Raw genomic sequence first — 16,949 nt, 5'->3', positions numbered from 1 at the left:
ATCCAGACTGAGGGAATAGAGATGTTAAATTATAAAGATGTCGCACAAGCTTTTGATTTAGAAAGCACAGCGAAACAAATGCTGTCAGGTTCATTAGATGCACTGAATGCGTGTTATGAGTGTTGTGACCGACATGTAGACGGTGAAAAAGTGGCTTTGTATTGGCAAGGCAAAGATGGACGCAAGCAACAATATAGCTTTGCTCTATTACAACAGTGGTCCGGTCAATTTGCCAACTTTTTAAAATCACAAGGTGTACAGGCGGGCGATCGTATTTCGGGATTATTGCCAAGAACACCTGAATTGATCGTAACGATTTTAGCCGCATGGCGAATAGGTGCAGTGTATCAGCCATTATTTACTGCCTTTGGTCCTAAAGCCATTGAACATCGTATTCAACTTGCACAAAGCAAGTTAGTCGTGACCGATGTAGGCAATCGCAGCAAGCTGGATGAAGTTGAACAATGCCCCGCCATTGTGACGGTTGCGGATGCTGCAGGCATAGCACTGCATGTAGATGATTTTAACTTTTGGGATGAGCTGAATCAGCAATCTGATCAATGTGAATTGGTCATGCGTACGATCCAAGACCCGTTCCTATTGATGTTTACTTCAGGCACAACGGGACCGGCCAAGCCACTCGAAGTACCACTAAAAGCCTTAATTGCTTTTGGACGATATATGCAAGATGCGATTGGCTTAACTGAAGACGATGCCTTTTGGAATATTGCCGATCCGGGTTGGGCTTATGGTTTGTACTACGCGATTACTGGGCCATTATTCTTAGGACATGCCACTTTGTTTTATGAGGGCGGTTTTAGCTCAGACAGCCTATGCCAAATCGTGAAAGATTATCAGATTACTAACTTGGCAGGCTCACCGACAGCTTATCGTATGTTGATGGCGGCGAATCCTGTACAAATGGCATCGTTAAAAGGGCAATTCCGTGTGGTGAGTAGTGCGGGTGAACCGCTCAATCCTGAAGTGATTCGTTGGTTTAAACAGGCTTTAGATGCACCGATCTTTGATCATTATGGACAAACAGAAGTGGGTATGGTGGTGTGCAATCATCATGGCCTAAGTCATGAAATACGTGCAGGTGCCGCAGGTTTCCCAACACCGGGATATCGCGTTGCGGTGGTGAATGAACAAGGCGAAGAACTTCCGCCAGACACCGCAGGAATTTTGGCGGTGGATATTAGCCAATCACCGATGATGTGGTTTGGTGGCTACAAGGAAAGTCGTAAATCGCCTTTTGTCGGTCATTACTATTTGACGGGTGATACCGCTGAATTACATGCCGATGGGAGCATGAGTTTTGTTGGGCGAAGTGATGATGTGATCACCACATCAGGCTATCGAATTGGACCCTTTGATGTCGAAAGTGCGTTGCTCGAACATGCTGCTGTGATCGAAGCCGCCGTGGTTGGTGTACCTGATCCAGATCGGACTGAATTGGTCAAAGCCTTTGTGATTTTAGCGGCAGGCGTTCAGCCTTCAAGTGTGCTGATTGAAGAATTGAGCCAATTTGTCAAAAAACGCCTTTCCGCACATGCCTATCCACGTTTAGTTGAATTTGTGACAGAACTGCCGAAAACACCAAGTGGCAAAATTCAGCGCTTTTTATTACGTAATCAGGAAATTGCGAAACAACAAGCGAAAGCAGGTTAAAGGACGAGAATATGCAATTGACCGAAGAACAATTACTCATTCGTGATATGGCGAAAAGCTTCGCCCAAGAACAAATCAGACCGTATGCCAGTGATTGGGATCGAGACGGCACCTTTCCCAAAGCCGCTTTGGCGCAAATGGGGCAGCTTGGCTTTATGGGCATGCTGGTGCCAGAGCAATGGGGAGGATCTGATACTGGCAATCTCGCTTACGTGTTGGCACTGGAAGAAGTCGCTGCTGCGGATGGCGCGACCTCGACTATTATGAGCGTGCACAACTCGGTCGGTTGTGTGCCGATTTTAAAATTTGGCAATGACGAGCAAAAACAACGTTTTTTGAAGCCCTTAGCACAAGGTGAAATGATCGGTGCATTTGCTCTAACTGAACCACATACAGGTTCGGACGCCGCTGCGCTTAAAACCCGCGCGGTCAAAGATGGCGATGATTACATCCTCAATGGTGCGAAACAGTTTATTACCTCGGGCCATAATGCTGGGGTGATTATTGTGTTTGCGGTTACTGATCCGAGTGCAGGCAAAAAAGGGATTAGTGCCTTTTTAGTCCCACGCGATACGCCAGGTTATGAAGTCATTCGTGTCGAAGAGAAATTAGGTTTACATGCTTCGGATACCTGTCAGATCGCCTTGACTGATGTTCGTGTGCACAAAAGTTTGATGCTGGGCAAAGAAGGTGAAGGTCTAAAAATTGCACTCGCGAACTTGGAAGGTGGTCGTATTGGTATTGCTGCACAAGCGGTGGGTTTAGCACGAGCGGCACTAGAAGAAGCGACGCGCTATGCCAAAGAACGTCTGACTTTTGGCAAACCGATTTTTGAGCATCAAGCGATTGCCTTTCGCTTGGCCAGCATGGCCACCGAAATCGAGGCAGCACGACAGTTGGTGCACTATGCCGCACGTCTGAAAGAAGCAGGTCAACCCTGTTTGAATGAAGCATCTATGGCGAAACTGTTTGCCTCGGAAATGACGGAGCGCGTTTGCTCAAATGCGCTACAAGTCTTTGGTGGCTATGGCTATCTCAAAGATTTTCCGATTGAGCGTATCTACCGTGATGCACGAATTTGTCAGATTTATGAAGGCACCAGTGACATCCAGCGTTTAGTGATCGCACGTAGCCTATAAAACCAAAACAAGGAATGAATGATGCAGTGGCAAACTATTTTATTGGAAAAGCGTAATGGTGTTGGGTTAATTACCCTCAATCGTCCTAAAGCGTTGAATGCCCTAAACAGTGAATTGATCAGTGAAGTGAATCAAGCCCTCGATCAATTAGAAAAAGATCGTGAGATTGGGTGTATCGTGTTAGCGGGTTCTGAAAAAGCCTTTGCAGCAGGTGCGGATATTAAGGAAATGGCGGAGCTGAATTTTCCTGATATTTATTTTGATGATTTTTTCCATCTTGCTGATCGTATTGCTCAACGCCGTAAACCTTTGATTGCTGCGGTGAGTGGTTATGCTTTGGGTGGTGGTTGTGAATTGGCACTGATGTGTGACTTTATCTACTGCGCTGACAATGCCAAGTTTGGTTTACCTGAAGTGACTTTGGGCGTGATTCCCGGAATCGGTGGTACACAACGTTTAACCCATGCGATTGGTAAAGCCAAAGCCATGGAAATGTGTTTGACCGCACAACAAATGGGGGCAGTTGAAGCTGAGTTGAGTGGTTTAGTCGCCCGTGTGTTTAACAAAGAAGATCTACTCCAACAAACTTTACAAGCAGCAGAACAAATTGCGGCACGATCACTTACCGCCAATATGATGCTGAAAGAAACCATTAATCGTGCATTCGAAGTCAATTTGACCGAAGGATTACGATTTGAACGACGCATGTTCCATTCGATTTTTGCGACTTCGGATCAGAAAGAAGGTATGCAAGCTTTTGTTGAAAAGCGGCAGGCAAATTTTAAAAATCAATAAGAGATCAACAAAATGAACAAAGAAAATCACTTAATGATTGAGCAACAAGGTGGTCTTGGCATGATCACATTGGATCGGGTGACCCATCTCAATGCCTTGTCTCTTGAAATGATTGATGGGGTTCGAGTACAACTTGAACTTTGGCGAGATAATGCTTCTATCCAAGCGGTTTTGATCAAATCGAATAGCCCAAAAGCTTTTTGTGCAGGTGGCGATATTCGCTATCTGTATGACAGCTATAAACAGGGAACAACCGATCATCAAGGCTATTTTAGTGCTGAATATAAAATGCTCACCACCATCCGTGACTACCAAAAACCGGTCATCGTTCTGCTCGATGGTTATGTACTCGGTGGTGGTTTTGGTCTCGCACAAGCCTGTCACATTATTGTGAGTAGCGAAAAATCTCGTTTCGCGATGCCTGAAACTGCGATTGGTTTTTTCCCAGATGTTGGGGCAACGCATTTCCTTTCCAGACTGGATGATATTGGTGTGTATATGGCGATCACGGGCGAGCAAATCAGTAGTAGTGATGCCCTTTATCTTGATTTGATTGACTATCACGTACCGAGCGAGAAGTTACAAGCGCTGCAAGATGCACTGATCGATGCGTCAGATTTGAGCAAAGAACACATAGAACAAATTGTCAGCCGTTTTATTACGCGTCCTGTTGAAAGTGAATTAAAGCAATTGGCGGAAGCGATTCGTAAACATTTTGGTTTTCAACATTTGGATGAGATTGAGCAGAGCCTTGCAAATGAACAAGACGAGCAGCTACAACCGTGGGCAAACAAAATGCTCCATCTTCTGCAACAACGTTCTTTTGTCGCCAAACAAACCAGTTTAAAACTGCAACATTTAGGGCGTGGTCTTTCATTAGAGCAATGTATGCAACTTGAGCGTGATTTGCAGGATATTTGGTTTGAGCATGGCGACTTTATTGAAGGGGTACGTGCGCTGATTGTTGATAAAGACAAACAACCTCAATGGAAGAAAGCCAACCCTGAACTGGAGCAAATTTTAGAAAAACTTAGCTAAACACATTATAAAAAAAATAAAAAAGCGCACAGAAAGACAGCGGGATTTGAAATGCTTATGGTCAGGGTTGCCCATAAGCATCAAAACGCAAAAACAAGAAAATCCAAGAAAGGAAAATTGTGATGCAAACAGCAAATGGAAACGGTTCAACCCCTAAAAAGTCGTCACATCGATTGGCAGGGATTTCTAGCATGGTCGGCACCACCATTGAGTGGTATGACTTTTTTATTTATGGCGCGGCAGCAGCGCTGATTTTTAATAAGTTATTTTTTCCAAATCTTGATCCACTGACAGGTGTGTTGGCTGCATTTGGTACTTATGCCGTTGGTTTCATTGGACGACCGTTAGGTGGTTTAGTGTTCGGACATTTTGGTGACAAGATCGGTCGTAAATCCATGTTGTTACTGACCCTGATGCTCATGGGTATTCCAACGATTCTGATCGGGCTGTTACCCACTTATGAAACAATCGGCTATTGGGCTGCAGTCTGCTTGGTGATCTTGCGCTTTGTTCAAGGTATGGCGATGGGTGGCGAGTGGGGCGGTGCTGTGCTCATGGCAGTTGAACATGCACCTGAAGGCAAAAAAGGATTTTGGGGCAGTTTGCCTCAAGCCAGTACAGGTGGTGGTTTGATGTTGGCCTCGATTGCACTTGGGCTTGTGTCCTTGCTTCCTGAACCAGCATTGTTTAGTTGGGGTTGGCGTATTCCATTCCTCGCGAGCATTGTTTTACTCGGTGTGGGGTGGTACATCCGTGTCAAAGTGCCTGAGTCACCTGACTTTGAGAAGGTCAAGCAACAAGCTGAAAACATCAAAGTTCCTGCTTTAAAGGTGTTTAAACAACATCCGAAACAGCTGATTACCATTATCGTGGCACGTGCTGCTGAAAACGCATGGTTTTATATTGCATCCACTTTTACTTTGGCCTATACCACGACCCAATTGGGGATTCCGCGACAAGATATTTTATTTGCCACCATCTGTGGTGCAGCGGTGATTTTATTTATGACACCGCTGTGTGGACATTTGTCAGATAAAGTCGGTCAGCGCAATATGTTTATGTTTGGCTTATGTGTGTTGGCACTGTTTAGCTATCCATTCTTTAGTATGTTAAACACCAAAGATCCTGTATTGGTTTGGACCGCGATTGTTTTGGCAATCGGTGTGGTTTTCCCAATTATGTACGCACCACAAGCACAACTGTTCGCACGTCAGTTCCCTGCTGAAATTCGTTATAGTGGCATCTCGATCTCAGTGCAATTGGCAGGCGTATTGGGTGGGGGAATCGCACCATTAATCGCCACCAAATTATTGAGCGTCGGGGGAGGGAATCCTTATCTGATTATGATTTATATTGGATCGATGGCGCTGGTGGCGATTGTCGCCACTACCTTTATGCCACGAGATCGAGTTTATCGAGCGGATGGTGCTTATATGCAACCAGAAGATTTAGATTTGAAAACCAAAACCACTGAACAATCATAGCGAATAAATGTATAGACAGAAAAAAGCCCTAATCTTTCGACTAGGGCTTTTTTTTGAATCTGGAGCGGGAAAGGAGACTCGAACTCCCGACCCCAACCTTGGCAAGGTTATGCTCTACCAACTGAGCTATTCCCGCTTATTGAGCAGTTTTTTCTAAAACTTACACTAAAAAATTTGAGCGGGAAAGGAGACTCGAACTCCCGACCCCAACCTTGGCAAGGTTATGCTCTACCAACTGAGCTATTCCCGCATGCCGTGTATAATACATTATGCAAAAATAGGGTCAATAATTTTATGCAAAGAAATTGATTAATTGCATAAAATAAAAGCACTTCTAGGTTTTAAAAAGCAAAAAAGCGAAATTTTGTATAAGCGTTTTACTCAAGGTACGCTCATGTATACTAGTGGACTACCTCAATCTGAACCTACAGAGTGACTGATGAAATTAGAACAACAGTTGATTGAACGTTTACAAACCCTCGCTCCGAGCCATCTTGAAGTGATCAATGAGTCGGCAGGGCATGGCGGTTATTTTCCTGGGAAAGAATCACATTTTAAAGTGATCGTGGTCAGTGATGCGTTCCAAGGCTTACGTTTGGTACAACGCCATCAAAAAATTTATGCGGTTGCCGCTGAGCTGATGAGTCCGGGACAGATTCATGCTTTAGCCATTCACGCCTATGTGCCAAGTGAATGGCAAGGTCAAGCACCAGTAAGCCCTGAATGTGCACATGCACCAAAACCTTAAGGATAGATTATGGATGCACATTTAATCACCAAGATTATTCATATGTCAGCAGTCAGTCTGTTGATTTTGGTCTTTGTCGCACGTGCCGCAACGTTATTTGTGGGGACGCAGCAGCAACAACCTAGCCCTAAAGTACGCAAAGGATTTGTGGGTTTACAACATTTGTCGCTGACGCTGATTATTATCACTGGCGCAATATTACTGGTGATGAATAACTTTGAAGTACAGCCTTGGTTCTATGCCAAAGTGATTCTGTTTTTTGTACTTTGGTCGTCTATGCTTAAAACGTATCGAGAGGATAGCAGCATTTTATTGGTGCAGCGTCGCATCGGTGTTTTGATCGGTGCAATTGCATTGGTGGGGATTCTTGGTTTGGTGATGATGAAGCCCGTTTTTGGGTAATTGTCTGACATTGTTTTAGTAATTGTTGGGGCACTAGGTTAAACTGTGTGCAATTTGCAAAAAAATCGTGTAGAGGGAAATCATGTTAACTCGTGTGGTATTTAACCAAAAAGGTGGTGTGGGGAAATCAAGTATCACTGTAAATTTAGCCGCGATTAGCGCTAAACAAGGTTTCAGAACCTTGGTGATTGATCTAGATCCACAAGCAAATTCAAGCCAATACCTTTTAGGCGAAGATGCGACATATTCTGCGGACAAAGCCGCATTAGAGCCAAACATTGAAAATTTCTTTGACGACATTTTAGCGGCAACACAACAAAAGGGTTTGATTGGCAATGCCATCGGCTCAATTCTTAAAGCACCGCGCAGCAAAGGTTTGGACAGTTATGTTCATCGCACATCATTTGAAAACTTGGATGTGATTCCTGCCAGTCCAAGTTTAGGTGCGCTTGAACATGCTTTGGAAAGTAAGCATAAAATTTATAAGTTACGTGATTCGATTCAGGTACTAAGTTCACGTTATGACCGTATTTATATTGATACGCCTCCTGCATTTAATTTCTTTACATTATCCGCGCTGATTTCAGCACAACGTGTGTTGATTCCATTTGATTGTGATGTATTTTCAAAACGTGCGTTACAAACTTTGATTGAAAATGTGCTCGAAACCCAAGATGATCATAATGATCGCTTGGAGATTGAAGGAATCGTGGTCAATCAATTCCAAGCTCAAGCAAAATTACCGCGTGAAGTGGTTCAACAGTTAAAAGATGAAGGTTTACCTGTGTTAGCAAGCATGCTGCCCCCATCTGTATTGATGAAAGAATCACATCAAAAGAATCTACCCTTGATTCATTTGGCATCTGAACATAAGTTGACGCTTGCTTATGTCACTTTGTTCAATGAGATTGAATCAAAGCAATAAGAGAACGTTATGAAACGCTTATATTGGATGCCTGTTTTGGCAGCGACGATGCTATTGGGTGCTTGTGCATCAACGGTTAAACCCGCTTATGTCTCGCCAACACAATACCAAGCTTTAAACTGTCAACAACTGCAAGCGGAATACAACCGTATTCAGCATTATATTGATAATGGTGTACAAACGCCGAAACGTACAGGTGTCGGGGTTGGCGTGGGACTTGGCGGCGGCTGGGGTAAAGGCGGTTGGGGCTTTGGTCCATCAGTTTCTGTAAATATGGGCCAGTCGATGAATACCAAAAATACAGAACTTGCGAAAGTTTTGGGTCAGCAAGATGCCATTGTGCAAGCAGCACAGTTTAAAGGCTGTCCAATTATTGTGAAACCACGACCGAAATCTTAGTTTTTAGCGATTATTGCCGTAGTTCGCTACGGCAATGAAAACTAAATATTAGCAAAATGTTTCAAGAAAAAAATATAAAAATCAAAACCTTAATTAATTTTACTCTACTGTTTTCCTAATCTTGTCTATTGACGTGATCGCTTAAAACTTGTCTATTCCCCCTAAATTCGTTTAAGGTGGCGACCACGAACAGTCTTCGGTATATATATGATAGAGAGTTGGTTTTTTGTTTTGGCAATGTTGGCGGTGTTACTTATTCCCGGTCCAACTAATGCTATGCTTGCCAGTGCAACACACCAACAAGGTGTACCTAAAACACTCGCTTTTATCCCTATAGAATGGTTAGGCTATATATATGGTGTGAGTTTATGGGCATTGTTTATCCATCTTTTCGAACCGATTTGGCCGGCACTTGGCGTCATTCTTCATACGGGCGGTTTACTGTATGTACTGTGGATGGCATTTCATCTCTGGAAAAGCTCTCATCTACAAAAACATTTTCAACATCATCAACATATACGCAAAACACAGCTATTTGTCTCGACTTTAAAAAACCCAAAAACGGTGCTGTTAGCAGCAGGGATTTTCCCACTTGAGACATGGAATTCAGTCCAAAATGCGGCATTAGTATTTACGATTTTTACGCTGGTATTGATCCCAGTTTCTATTTTCTGGATGGTATTTGGGCGTGCTTTGTTGGCGGGTAGTTTAGCGGGAATTAAAGCCGACCATTTATATAAAGGATCGGCCATGTTGTTGCTAATCTGTATGCTTCCAATGGTATTCCGTTTCTTTTAAATCAAGAAACAAGGCATCCTGATTAAGCTTTTTGTCGATTCATTCTTTGGCGAATAAAGCCGATAATGCCTGGTAAGACACTGATAATAATGATGCCGAAAATCAAATAGGTGAAATTATCTTTCACAATTGGCATGTTTCCAAAGAGATAACCTAAAGTAATAAACGATGTAATCCAGCAGAACGCACCAATCACATTATAGGTAAGGAAATATTTATAGTTCATGCTACCTGCGCCCGCGACAAAGGGTGCAAAGGTGCGTGCGAAAGGAACAAATCGAGCAAAAATAATGGTTTTTCCACCATGACGTTCAAAAAACTTCTGCGTTTTAAGTAAATGCTGTTTATTGATGAGGCGGGAGTTAGATTCGAATACACGCGGACCGATATAGTGACCAATATGATAATTAACGGTATCGCCTAATACAGCCGCAATAAACAGTAAAATACCTAATATCCATGGATCCATCACACCTGTTGAAGCGGCAAGTGCACCAGCTGCAAAAAGTAAACTATCACCTGGTAGAAATGGCATGACCACGAAGCCAGTTTCAACAAAAATAATGAGAAACAAAATGGCATATATCCATACGCCGTAATTGGTGATAAATTCTAAAAGGTGTTCGTCAACGTGCAGAATAAAATCAATGAGTTCCATGAAAATGTTAACACTATAAATTTGAGCTAAATCCTAACAGTGCATGTGTGTAATGTCAGTATAAAAAGCAAATTAATTGGTAACTTTACTTGAGTCACAGACGAGGTTATGCAAAAACAAAAAACTTTCTTTGTTTCAAATGTAGAACGATGCGTGAACAAATATAGTGTTTATTGCAAAATAAAAGATACATAAACTAGCTTCATCTTAAAAAAATTACGTGGAATAAACTATGTTAAATCCTAATGTTGTTGTAAAAAATATCGTGACGCAGTCTGGTGTAGAAAATACCGTGGCGCTGATTGCTCGTATCTTGATGGCTTATATATTTATCATTGCAGGGTGGGGTAAACTTACCGCCTATGGTGCTACAGCAGGTTATATGGAAGCTATGGGCGTCCCAGCTGCATTGTTACCGCTGACTATTTTGGTTGAATTTGGTGGTGGTTTAGCACTGTTATTTGGTTTCCAAGCACGTTTTGCTGCTTTTGGCTTAGCGATCTTTAGTATTCTGACCGCATTTCTTTTTCATGCTGCCGATGATCAAGCACAACAAATTAACTTTATGAAAAATTTAGCAATGTCGGGTGGTTTATTTTATCTGATGCTGCATGGCGCTGGCCGTTTTAGTATTGATCATGCCATTGAAAAATAATCATCGATGCAGAATAACCCTCACTTGAACAAGTGAGGGTTATTTTTTTACCCATAAATTTTACCGATGATTACAAACTTAAGCCTGAAAATCTGCTTAGATTATAATGTTTTAAGCAAAGCGAGATCAGAATGAAAAGATTGATGATAAGTTGCGGACTTTTGATTGCATTTGGATTATCTTCAAGCGCTTGGGCGGGTAAAGATGATCAGATACTGATACAGGAGGCTGCAAAAAATATTGTGACGGTGAGTCAAGCAGCTAAAATGGCGGATGAAACTGGCGTTACTTTAACGGGTCAAATTACCAAGCATCTCAAAAGTGATCACTATGAGTTCAATGATGCTAGTGGTACGATTGGAGTGGAAATTGATGATGATATTTGGCGTCAAGCCGGATTAAAGGTCGGTGACCATGTACGGCTCGTGGGTGAAGTAGATACGCATCGTTATAAACCAACTGATATTGAAGTGATTAGCATTGAGAAATACCACCATTAATTAAAAAATAAAAAAAAGGAAGCAAGCGCTTCCTTTTTTGATTAGGAAAAATTTAGAGCATAAAGAGAATTTGCATCTCACCGACCATAAAACCAAGTACCGCACCCACGATGATCAATGACCATTCATCTTCTTTAAATGCAGGGCGTAGCATACCTTCAAACTCTTCAGGACTGAGTCGTTGCATGCGTTTGACCAGCGTATTGCGGACATCCATCGCATCTTCAGCATAAGATTCTACATAACGCATCGTTTCTGGTAATTGTTGCAAAATACGTTCAGTCACTTCTGTTTTGATATTTTGATACTTCTCACCGCCAATCGCATAAACCACGAGCGGACGAACCACGCCGGCTTGTAAGTCAATTTCTTGTTTGACATGTCGACTGACGAGGTCAATGACTTTATCTGAGTGTGTGCCAGAAAAAAGCTCTTCCATCATGTTGCGAGACGTTAGCAACTGTTTTGAAATTAAAGCGGCGTAATCGGCTGCGACTTCATCTTGGCGCTTAATGAAAAGACCTTGGAATGTAAAACCCATAACCTTTTTAGGGTGAAGCGGTCTAAACATCATTTGTAAAGCGATCCAGTCACTGAAAAAGCCGACAAAACCACCAAATAATGGGAGCATCCATGGATACTGACCTTGGGTCACCACCCAACACACCATCTGAATCACACCGATCCCAAAACCAAAAATAAAGCCGACATTACTAAAGAATTTAAATTCTTGTTTGCCGACTTTTTTAAAGATTTCGTTGAGTAGGCGTTTATCTTTAAGCAGGTTGTTGACCACCATATGCTTAATATCAAAGTACTTAGAAACATCTTTTTGTACTTCGCCCATGATATGTTCAACAATTTCAGGCGCTTTGGCTTGAATTCGCTTAATCAATCTCTGACGAGCAAACTCTGGCATTCCTTCCCATAAGCCAGGTTGATACTGTTGAGCTACTTCACGGGTAATGTCTTCTGCGGCCGCCATTAATGGTTTTTCAATTTCTTGGGCGATACGCTTTGGGTCGAGGCGAGCAAAAATTTCTTCTGGTTGAATCAGTTTAGAGGTCATCAGCTCTACGGCTGTGGTTGCCATTTTTTCAGCTTTGCGTGGAACGATACCTTGCCATCCAAGCGGTAAACCAAATAATCTGAGCCCTTTAAATTCAAGTGGCCCGAACATCATTTGAACCGCAATGACTTTGGTTATATAACCAATAAAGCCACTAATAAACGGGATGGAAATATATAACCAGAAATTCTGTTGAAAATCCGCAATCATTTCTTGAAACATTATTTTATTGGTCCTTCAAGTCCTAATTGTTGCTCGTGATAGGGCAAGCCATAGATAAATAGTTAAATATTTGAGGAAAGATGTTGGTGATTCACCCATACATGTATGTATTAGGCTTTGAGTCCCCTTTTGTTAGTTTTCCTTTTTCAAGGACATCGAAATCGCAAAAAATAAGGAAACGATGGCGTCGATTGAATACCTTTCCATGGTAATGCAAATTTTCGCTTCACCATATTAGCACCAATTTTTGCTTTGTGTTGATCAGAATTGGCAAGAAATGTTGATTTAGCTCTCTTTTTAGATATTGTGCAGCAAAATTTTAATTAAATATCAGGGACAGTTGATGAGTAGCGCTAAAAAATAAGATAGGTGATGAATTGCGGTGCGCCAAAGCATGAAAAATGTTAGAATAGGGCGCTTATTTCATTTGCTTTTTATGTTTAGCTATGACGACCAATACTCAAATTACTGAAGATCGTATCCTTATCTTGGATTTCGGCTCTCAATATAGCCAGCTGATTGCACGACGTGTGCGTGAAGCAGGTGTCTACTCTGAAATGTATGCCTTCGATATGTCTGAAGAAGACATTCGTGCATTCAATCCAAACGGGATTATTTTATCAGGTGGCCCTGAAAGCGTACATCAAGAAGGTAGTCCACGTGCACCTCAAGTTGTATTTGAGCTGGGTGTGCCAGTTTTGGGTATTTGCTATGGTTTACAAACCATGTCTGAACAACTGGGCGGAAAAGTAGAAGCCGGTACAGTTCATGAGTTTGGCTATGCTGAAGTTGATATTGTGGTGCGTGATCAGTTAATTGGTCATTTGCAAGATCGTGAAAACCAACTGCATGTTTGGATGAGCCATGGCGATAAAGTCGGTGCGATTCCTGAAGGTTTCCAAGTTACGGCGAGTACGCCGAGCTGTCCATTTGCCGCAGTGAGTGATGAAACACGTCGTTTCTATGGTGTGCAGTTCCATCCTGAAGTGACGCATACAGCAAAAGGTGCTGAGTTACTTTCAAACTTTGTGCATAAGATTTGTGGTTGCCGTGGTTTGTGGACACCTGAACACATCATTGATTTGCGTATCGAGCAATTACGTCAACAAATTGGTAATGAAAAAGTTCTGTTAGGTTTATCTGGTGGTGTCGATTCATCTGTTGTGGCTGCATTGTTGCACAAAGCGATTGGCGATCAGTTAACTTGCGTATTTGTAGACAATGGTCTGCTTCGTTTAAACGAAGGCGATCAAGTGATGCAAATGTTCGCAGAGAACATGGGGATTCGAGTCATTCGTGCGGATGCAGAACAGCGTTTCTTATCTGCTTTGGCTGGTGAAGTCGATCCTGAGAAAAAACGTAAAATCATTGGTCGTGAATTTATTGCCGTCTTCGCTGAAGAAGCGCGTAAATTGGATGGCGTGAAATTCTTGGCGCAAGGTACGATTTACCCAGACGTCATTGAATCTGCAGCAAGCAAACAAGGTAAAGCACACGTCATCAAATCTCACCACAATGTGGGTGGTTTACCTGATGATTTAGAGTTTGAATTGGTTGAGCCATTACGTGACTTGTTCAAAGATGAAGTACGTAAATTGGGAACCACCATTGGCTTGCCACACAGCATGATTTATCGTCATCCATTCCCAGGTCCAGGTTTGGGCGTGCGTATCTTGGGTGAAGTGAAAAAAGAATATGCAGATATTCTTCGTCTTGCAGATGACATCTTTATGCAAGAGCTTCGTGCAAGCGGTTGGTATGACAAAACAGCTCAAGCATTCGCGGTATTCCAACCTGTAAAATCAGTCGGTGTAGTTGGTGATGGTCGTCGTTATGCATGGGTGATCGCACTTCGTGCGGTTGAGACTGTTGACTTTATGACTGCGCGTTTTGCTCACTTGCCATACGAGTTAGTTGATAAAATCTCAACCCGTATCATGAATGAAATCAAAGATGTTTCACGTGTTGTGTACGACGTGTCATCTAAGCCACCAGCTACGATTGAATGGGAGTAAATTTGGGCTTTCTAAAAGCGATAGCTTTTAGCCAAATTTACGCTAAAGGCTACGCCTGCGGCAGTACGGTGGTTCATGAAGCAACGCTTCATGTCAGTTTTATGCTAAGAGCTATTTTCGCATCGAGATAAAATTACCTTTAAAAAAGAGCGCTTAGGTGCTCTTTTTCTGATTTATAATTTATAAAGATTAAATTTATAAGAGAAAAAGTATGGCTTTACCTAACCATCAAGAATTGATGCTACCGTTATTAAAGGTTTTAAAAAAACAAAGTCAACCGATTCAAATTAGTCATGCTGGAAAATTATTGGCTGAACAGTCAAATTTAACGGCAGAAGAATTAAGTAAGATGATTCCTAGTGGTAAAAGAACGGTTTTTTATGATCGTGTTGGCTGGGCGAAAACATATTTAGTTAAGGCAGGATTAATTTTTCAACCAGATTGGGGACTGTGTGAATTATCTGAGGAAGCTAAGAAGTTAAATTTAGAGTTATTAAATAAAATAGATAATGATTTTTTAATGCAATATGAAAGCTTTCGTAATTTTAAAATGCCGCCAAATATTAAAGGCGATAAACAAATCACCTCTATGTTAGGAAAATCTGATTTAGAAACGCCCGAAGAGTCACTTCAAAGAATAAATGAAATTTTATTATCCAGTTTGAAAGATGATTTGCTGAATCTTGTAAAAGCAAAGCATCCTTCATTTTTTGAACGATTAGTCGTAGATTTGCTTGTTGCTATGGGTTATGGCGGTTCACATCAAGATGCGGCACAAGCAATAGGTAAAACAAGTGATGGTGGTATTGATGGAATCATCAGTGAAGATCGTTTGGGATTAGATAAAATCTATATTCAGGCGAAGCGTTGGGGAAATACAGTCGGTCGACCTGATATTCAACAATTTAAAGGCGCTTTGACAGATCAGGTTGCTAAGAAAGGTGTATTCATTACCACATCAAATTTTAGTAAGGAAGCAGTTGAATCAGCTAAGAAATCAGGAATTGTTTTAATTGATGGTGACAAATTAACCTCATTGATGATCGAGTTTGGGTTAGGTGTACAAATAGAACGAAGTTTTCATATTTATAAAATAGACCAAGATCGGTTTGATGAAGATAACTTTTAAAGACGCCAAAAGCGTCTTTTTATTATTCTTAGATTTACATAACAAAAAAGATCAGCCCCATCGCTTCAAACATGAAACCCCTTTAATTACACCCTTGATCACAAATCTAAGCAGCTCTATATTTACATAACCTATTGTTAATAAATAATAAATCTAAGAAGATGAATTTCACTCACTTTTCTATGAAACTAAATCATTTTTATTCATGTTGTGAATCGGGTATAAATCACATCATAAAGAAATTAGATTTATCACGGAAATTAGGGTGTCAGATCAATGAGTAAAGAATTTAAATTTACGATAAAGAGTATTCGTTTCGATGAAGACTATCGCCCTTCAGACAATACTCGCATTACCACCAACTTTGCGAATTTGGCTAGAGGCGAAAGTCGTCAAGAGAATTTACGCAATACCTTAAAAATGATCGACAATCGTTTCAATACTTTGGCACATTGGGATAACCCAAATAGCGATCGCTATTCTGTCGAACTTGAAATTATTTCCGTCGAAATGAAAATTGATGCTGAAAGCAATACAAATGCACTGCCTTTGATTGAAATATTGAAAACCAATATTGTTGATAAAAAAACCAATCAGCGCATTGAAGGCATTGTCGGGAATAATTTTTCTTCTTACGTACGTGATTATGATTTTAGTGTGTTATTGCTTGATCATAATAAAAATCAGTCTGAATTTAAAACACCAGAAAACTTTGGTGATCTACATGGCAACTTGTTTAAGAGCTTTATTAACTCTGATACTTACAAAGCAAACTTCAAAAAACAGCCTGTGATCTGCCTCAGTGTTTCAAGCAGTAAAGTCTATCAACGTAGTGATAATCAACATCCAGTTTTGGGTGTCGAATACCTGCAAGATGAATATTCGTTAACCGATGAATATTTCCAAAAAATGGGCTTAAAGGTTCGCTACTTTATGCCACCAAATAGTGTTGCGCCTTTGGCTTTCTATTTCTCAGGTGATTTGTTAAGTGATTACACCAATCTTGAGTTGATCAGTACGATCAGTACGATGGAAAGCTTCCAAAAGATTTATCGTCCTGAGATTTACAATGCTAACGCTGCGGCAGGAACGTCTTATCAACCGAGTTTGAAGAACCAAGATTATTCACTTACTCGCATTGTGTATGACCGAGAAGAGCGTAGCCGATTGGCGATTGAACAAGGCAAATTCGTTGAAGAGCAGTTCATCAAACCCTATCAGAATATTCTTGAGCAGTGGGCGAAGAACTACGCTGATCAAAACTGTGCTGCTGTTTAACGATTCATATTGAGAAGATGATTG

Annotated in this window: 17 protein-coding genes and 2 tRNA genes; 15 read left to right on the top strand and 4 right to left on the bottom strand. The window is 41.4% G+C overall.

All coding sequences use genetic code 11. The annotated features are described in order from the left end of the window. Nucleotides 1-21 precede the first annotated feature (21 nt). The 5 genes from EAH57_RS12795 to EAH57_RS12775 all read left to right on the top strand — a co-directional run bounded on the left by EAH57_RS12795 (nt 22) and on the right by EAH57_RS12775 (nt 6,127). Nucleotides 22-1,671, top strand: a complete 1,650-nt coding sequence (locus EAH57_RS12795; RefSeq protein ID WP_121930386.1) for an AMP-binding protein — start codon at nt 22-24, stop codon at nt 1,669-1,671. Between the two features lie 11 nt (nt 1,672-1,682). Then, a complete protein-coding gene (locus EAH57_RS12790; protein WP_121930385.1) occupies nt 1,683-2,810 on the top strand; it encodes an acyl-CoA dehydrogenase family protein in 1,128 nt (375 codons plus the stop codon). A 21-nt stretch (nt 2,811-2,831) separates the two neighbouring features. Further along, nucleotides 2,832-3,605: an enoyl-CoA hydratase gene (locus tag EAH57_RS12785; RefSeq protein WP_121930384.1), complete on the top strand. Its 774-nt coding sequence runs from the start codon at nt 2,832-2,834 to the stop codon at nt 3,603-3,605. Between the two features lie 12 nt (nt 3,606-3,617). Further along, complete coding sequence (locus tag EAH57_RS12780; RefSeq protein WP_121930383.1) at nt 3,618-4,643, top strand: enoyl-CoA hydratase/isomerase family protein; 1,026 nt, start codon at nt 3,618-3,620, stop codon at nt 4,641-4,643. A 122-nt stretch (nt 4,644-4,765) separates the two neighbouring features. Further along, the gene (locus tag EAH57_RS12775) at nt 4,766-6,127 is read left to right on the top strand and encodes an MFS transporter (RefSeq protein WP_121930382.1); all 1,362 of its coding nucleotides are present in this window, start codon (nt 4,766-4,768) and stop codon (nt 6,125-6,127) included. Nucleotides 6,128-6,187: 60 nt separating this feature from the next. Here the strand turns inward: EAH57_RS12775 and EAH57_RS12770 are convergent. Both EAH57_RS12770 and EAH57_RS12765 read right to left on the bottom strand, forming a co-directional pair. Next, nucleotides 6,188-6,263, bottom strand: a tRNA-Gly gene (locus EAH57_RS12770). A 41-nt stretch (nt 6,264-6,304) separates the two neighbouring features. After that, nucleotides 6,305-6,377, bottom strand: a tRNA-Gly gene (locus EAH57_RS12765). A 189-nt stretch (nt 6,378-6,566) separates the two neighbouring features. Between EAH57_RS12765 and EAH57_RS12760 the strand changes: the two genes are divergently transcribed. From EAH57_RS12760 to EAH57_RS12740, 5 genes are all read left to right on the top strand, one after another. Then, a complete protein-coding gene (locus EAH57_RS12760; RefSeq protein WP_121930381.1) occupies nt 6,567-6,875 on the top strand; it encodes a BolA family protein in 309 nt (102 codons plus the stop codon). Nucleotides 6,876-6,884: 9 nt separating this feature from the next. Continuing rightward, a complete protein-coding gene (locus EAH57_RS12755) occupies nt 6,885-7,277 on the top strand; it encodes a SirB2 family protein (protein WP_121930380.1) in 393 nt (130 codons plus the stop codon). A gap of 82 nt (nt 7,278-7,359) precedes the next feature. Continuing rightward, on the top strand, nt 7,360-8,202 hold the full coding sequence (locus tag EAH57_RS12750; RefSeq protein WP_121930379.1) for a ParA family protein: 843 nt from the start codon (nt 7,360-7,362) through the stop codon (nt 8,200-8,202). Nucleotides 8,203-8,211: 9 nt separating this feature from the next. Continuing rightward, the gene (locus EAH57_RS12745; RefSeq protein ID WP_121930378.1) at nt 8,212-8,601 is read left to right on the top strand and encodes a hypothetical protein; all 390 of its coding nucleotides are present in this window, start codon (nt 8,212-8,214) and stop codon (nt 8,599-8,601) included. Nucleotides 8,602-8,808: 207 nt separating this feature from the next. Continuing rightward, nucleotides 8,809-9,399 (top strand): LysE family transporter, encoded by a 591-nt coding sequence (locus EAH57_RS12740; RefSeq protein ID WP_121930377.1) that lies wholly within the window; start codon nt 8,809-8,811, stop codon nt 9,397-9,399. A 22-nt stretch (nt 9,400-9,421) separates the two neighbouring features. On the opposite strand, the gene EAH57_RS12735 is transcribed toward EAH57_RS12740, so the two are convergent. Next, on the bottom strand, nt 9,422-10,057 hold the full coding sequence (locus EAH57_RS12735) for a DedA family protein (RefSeq protein WP_121930376.1): 636 nt from the start codon (nt 10,055-10,057) through the stop codon (nt 9,422-9,424). A gap of 232 nt (nt 10,058-10,289) precedes the next feature. Here EAH57_RS12735 and EAH57_RS12730 point away from each other — a divergent pair, with 232 nt between their 5' ends. Together EAH57_RS12730 and EAH57_RS12725 are read left to right on the top strand one after the other, a co-directional pair. Further along, nucleotides 10,290-10,712 carry a DoxX family protein gene (locus EAH57_RS12730; RefSeq protein WP_121930375.1) on the top strand — a complete coding sequence of 141 codons (423 nt, stop codon included), beginning with the start codon at nt 10,290-10,292 and terminating at the stop codon, nt 10,710-10,712. Nucleotides 10,713-10,843: 131 nt separating this feature from the next. Beyond that, nucleotides 10,844-11,212, top strand: a complete 369-nt coding sequence (locus EAH57_RS12725; protein ID WP_121930374.1) for a NirD/YgiW/YdeI family stress tolerance protein — start codon at nt 10,844-10,846, stop codon at nt 11,210-11,212. Nucleotides 11,213-11,264: 52 nt separating this feature from the next. On the opposite strand, the gene EAH57_RS12720 is transcribed toward EAH57_RS12725, so the two are convergent. Next, complete coding sequence (locus EAH57_RS12720) at nt 11,265-12,491, bottom strand: DUF445 family protein (RefSeq protein WP_171407468.1); 1,227 nt, start codon at nt 12,489-12,491, stop codon at nt 11,265-11,267. 458 nt (nt 12,492-12,949) lie between these two features. Between EAH57_RS12720 and guaA the strand changes: the two genes are divergently transcribed. From guaA to EAH57_RS12705, 3 genes are all read left to right on the top strand, one after another. Then, nucleotides 12,950-14,518 (top strand): glutamine-hydrolyzing GMP synthase, encoded by a 1,569-nt coding sequence (gene guaA / locus EAH57_RS12715; RefSeq protein WP_121930372.1) that lies wholly within the window; start codon nt 12,950-12,952, stop codon nt 14,516-14,518. A 211-nt stretch (nt 14,519-14,729) separates the two neighbouring features. After that, nucleotides 14,730-15,647, top strand: a complete 918-nt coding sequence (locus tag EAH57_RS12710) for a restriction endonuclease (protein ID WP_121930371.1) — start codon at nt 14,730-14,732, stop codon at nt 15,645-15,647. A gap of 276 nt (nt 15,648-15,923) precedes the next feature. Then, complete coding sequence (locus EAH57_RS12705) at nt 15,924-16,925, top strand: DUF1852 domain-containing protein (RefSeq protein WP_121930370.1); 1,002 nt, start codon at nt 15,924-15,926, stop codon at nt 16,923-16,925. Nucleotides 16,926-16,949 lie beyond the last annotated feature (24 nt).

It is taken from the genome of Acinetobacter sp. 2JN-4, assembly GCF_003687745.1.
Lineage (GTDB): Bacteria > Pseudomonadota > Gammaproteobacteria > Pseudomonadales > Moraxellaceae > Acinetobacter > Acinetobacter halotolerans.
Note: the sequence above shows the minus strand (reverse complement) of the source record. Positions and strands in the feature narration are given on the sequence as shown.

What these genes read in the sequence shown, in the direction of transcription:
- EAH57_RS12795 (WP_121930386.1), top strand. Translation starts at nt 22, where the DNA reads ATGTTAAATTATAAAGATGTCGCACAAGCTTTTGATTTAGAAAGCACA.
- EAH57_RS12790 (WP_121930385.1), top strand. Translation starts at nt 1,683, where the DNA reads ATGCAATTGACCGAAGAACAATTACTCATTCGTGATATGGCGAAAAGC.
- EAH57_RS12785 (WP_121930384.1), top strand. Translation starts at nt 2,832, where the DNA reads ATGCAGTGGCAAACTATTTTATTGGAAAAGCGTAATGGTGTTGGGTTA.
- EAH57_RS12780 (WP_121930383.1), top strand. Translation starts at nt 3,618, where the DNA reads ATGAACAAAGAAAATCACTTAATGATTGAGCAACAAGGTGGTCTTGGC.
- EAH57_RS12775 (WP_121930382.1), top strand. Translation starts at nt 4,766, where the DNA reads ATGCAAACAGCAAATGGAAACGGTTCAACCCCTAAAAAGTCGTCACAT.
- EAH57_RS12760 (WP_121930381.1), top strand. Translation starts at nt 6,567, where the DNA reads ATGAAATTAGAACAACAGTTGATTGAACGTTTACAAACCCTCGCTCCG.
- EAH57_RS12755 (WP_121930380.1), top strand. Translation starts at nt 6,885, where the DNA reads ATGGATGCACATTTAATCACCAAGATTATTCATATGTCAGCAGTCAGT.
- EAH57_RS12750 (WP_121930379.1), top strand. Translation starts at nt 7,360, where the DNA reads ATGTTAACTCGTGTGGTATTTAACCAAAAAGGTGGTGTGGGGAAATCA.
- EAH57_RS12745 (WP_121930378.1), top strand. Translation starts at nt 8,212, where the DNA reads ATGAAACGCTTATATTGGATGCCTGTTTTGGCAGCGACGATGCTATTG.
- EAH57_RS12740 (WP_121930377.1), top strand. Translation starts at nt 8,809, where the DNA reads ATGATAGAGAGTTGGTTTTTTGTTTTGGCAATGTTGGCGGTGTTACTT.
- EAH57_RS12735 (WP_121930376.1), bottom strand. Translation starts at nt 10,057, where the DNA reads ATGGAACTCATTGATTTTATTCTGCACGTTGACGAACACCTTTTAGAA.
- EAH57_RS12730 (WP_121930375.1), top strand. Translation starts at nt 10,290, where the DNA reads ATGTTAAATCCTAATGTTGTTGTAAAAAATATCGTGACGCAGTCTGGT.
- EAH57_RS12725 (WP_121930374.1), top strand. Translation starts at nt 10,844, where the DNA reads ATGAAAAGATTGATGATAAGTTGCGGACTTTTGATTGCATTTGGATTA.
- EAH57_RS12720 (WP_171407468.1), bottom strand. Translation starts at nt 12,491, where the DNA reads ATGATTGCGGATTTTCAACAGAATTTCTGGTTATATATTTCCATCCCG.
- guaA (WP_121930372.1), top strand. Translation starts at nt 12,950, where the DNA reads ATGACGACCAATACTCAAATTACTGAAGATCGTATCCTTATCTTGGAT.
- EAH57_RS12710 (WP_121930371.1), top strand. Translation starts at nt 14,730, where the DNA reads ATGGCTTTACCTAACCATCAAGAATTGATGCTACCGTTATTAAAGGTT.
- EAH57_RS12705 (WP_121930370.1), top strand. Translation starts at nt 15,924, where the DNA reads ATGAGTAAAGAATTTAAATTTACGATAAAGAGTATTCGTTTCGATGAA.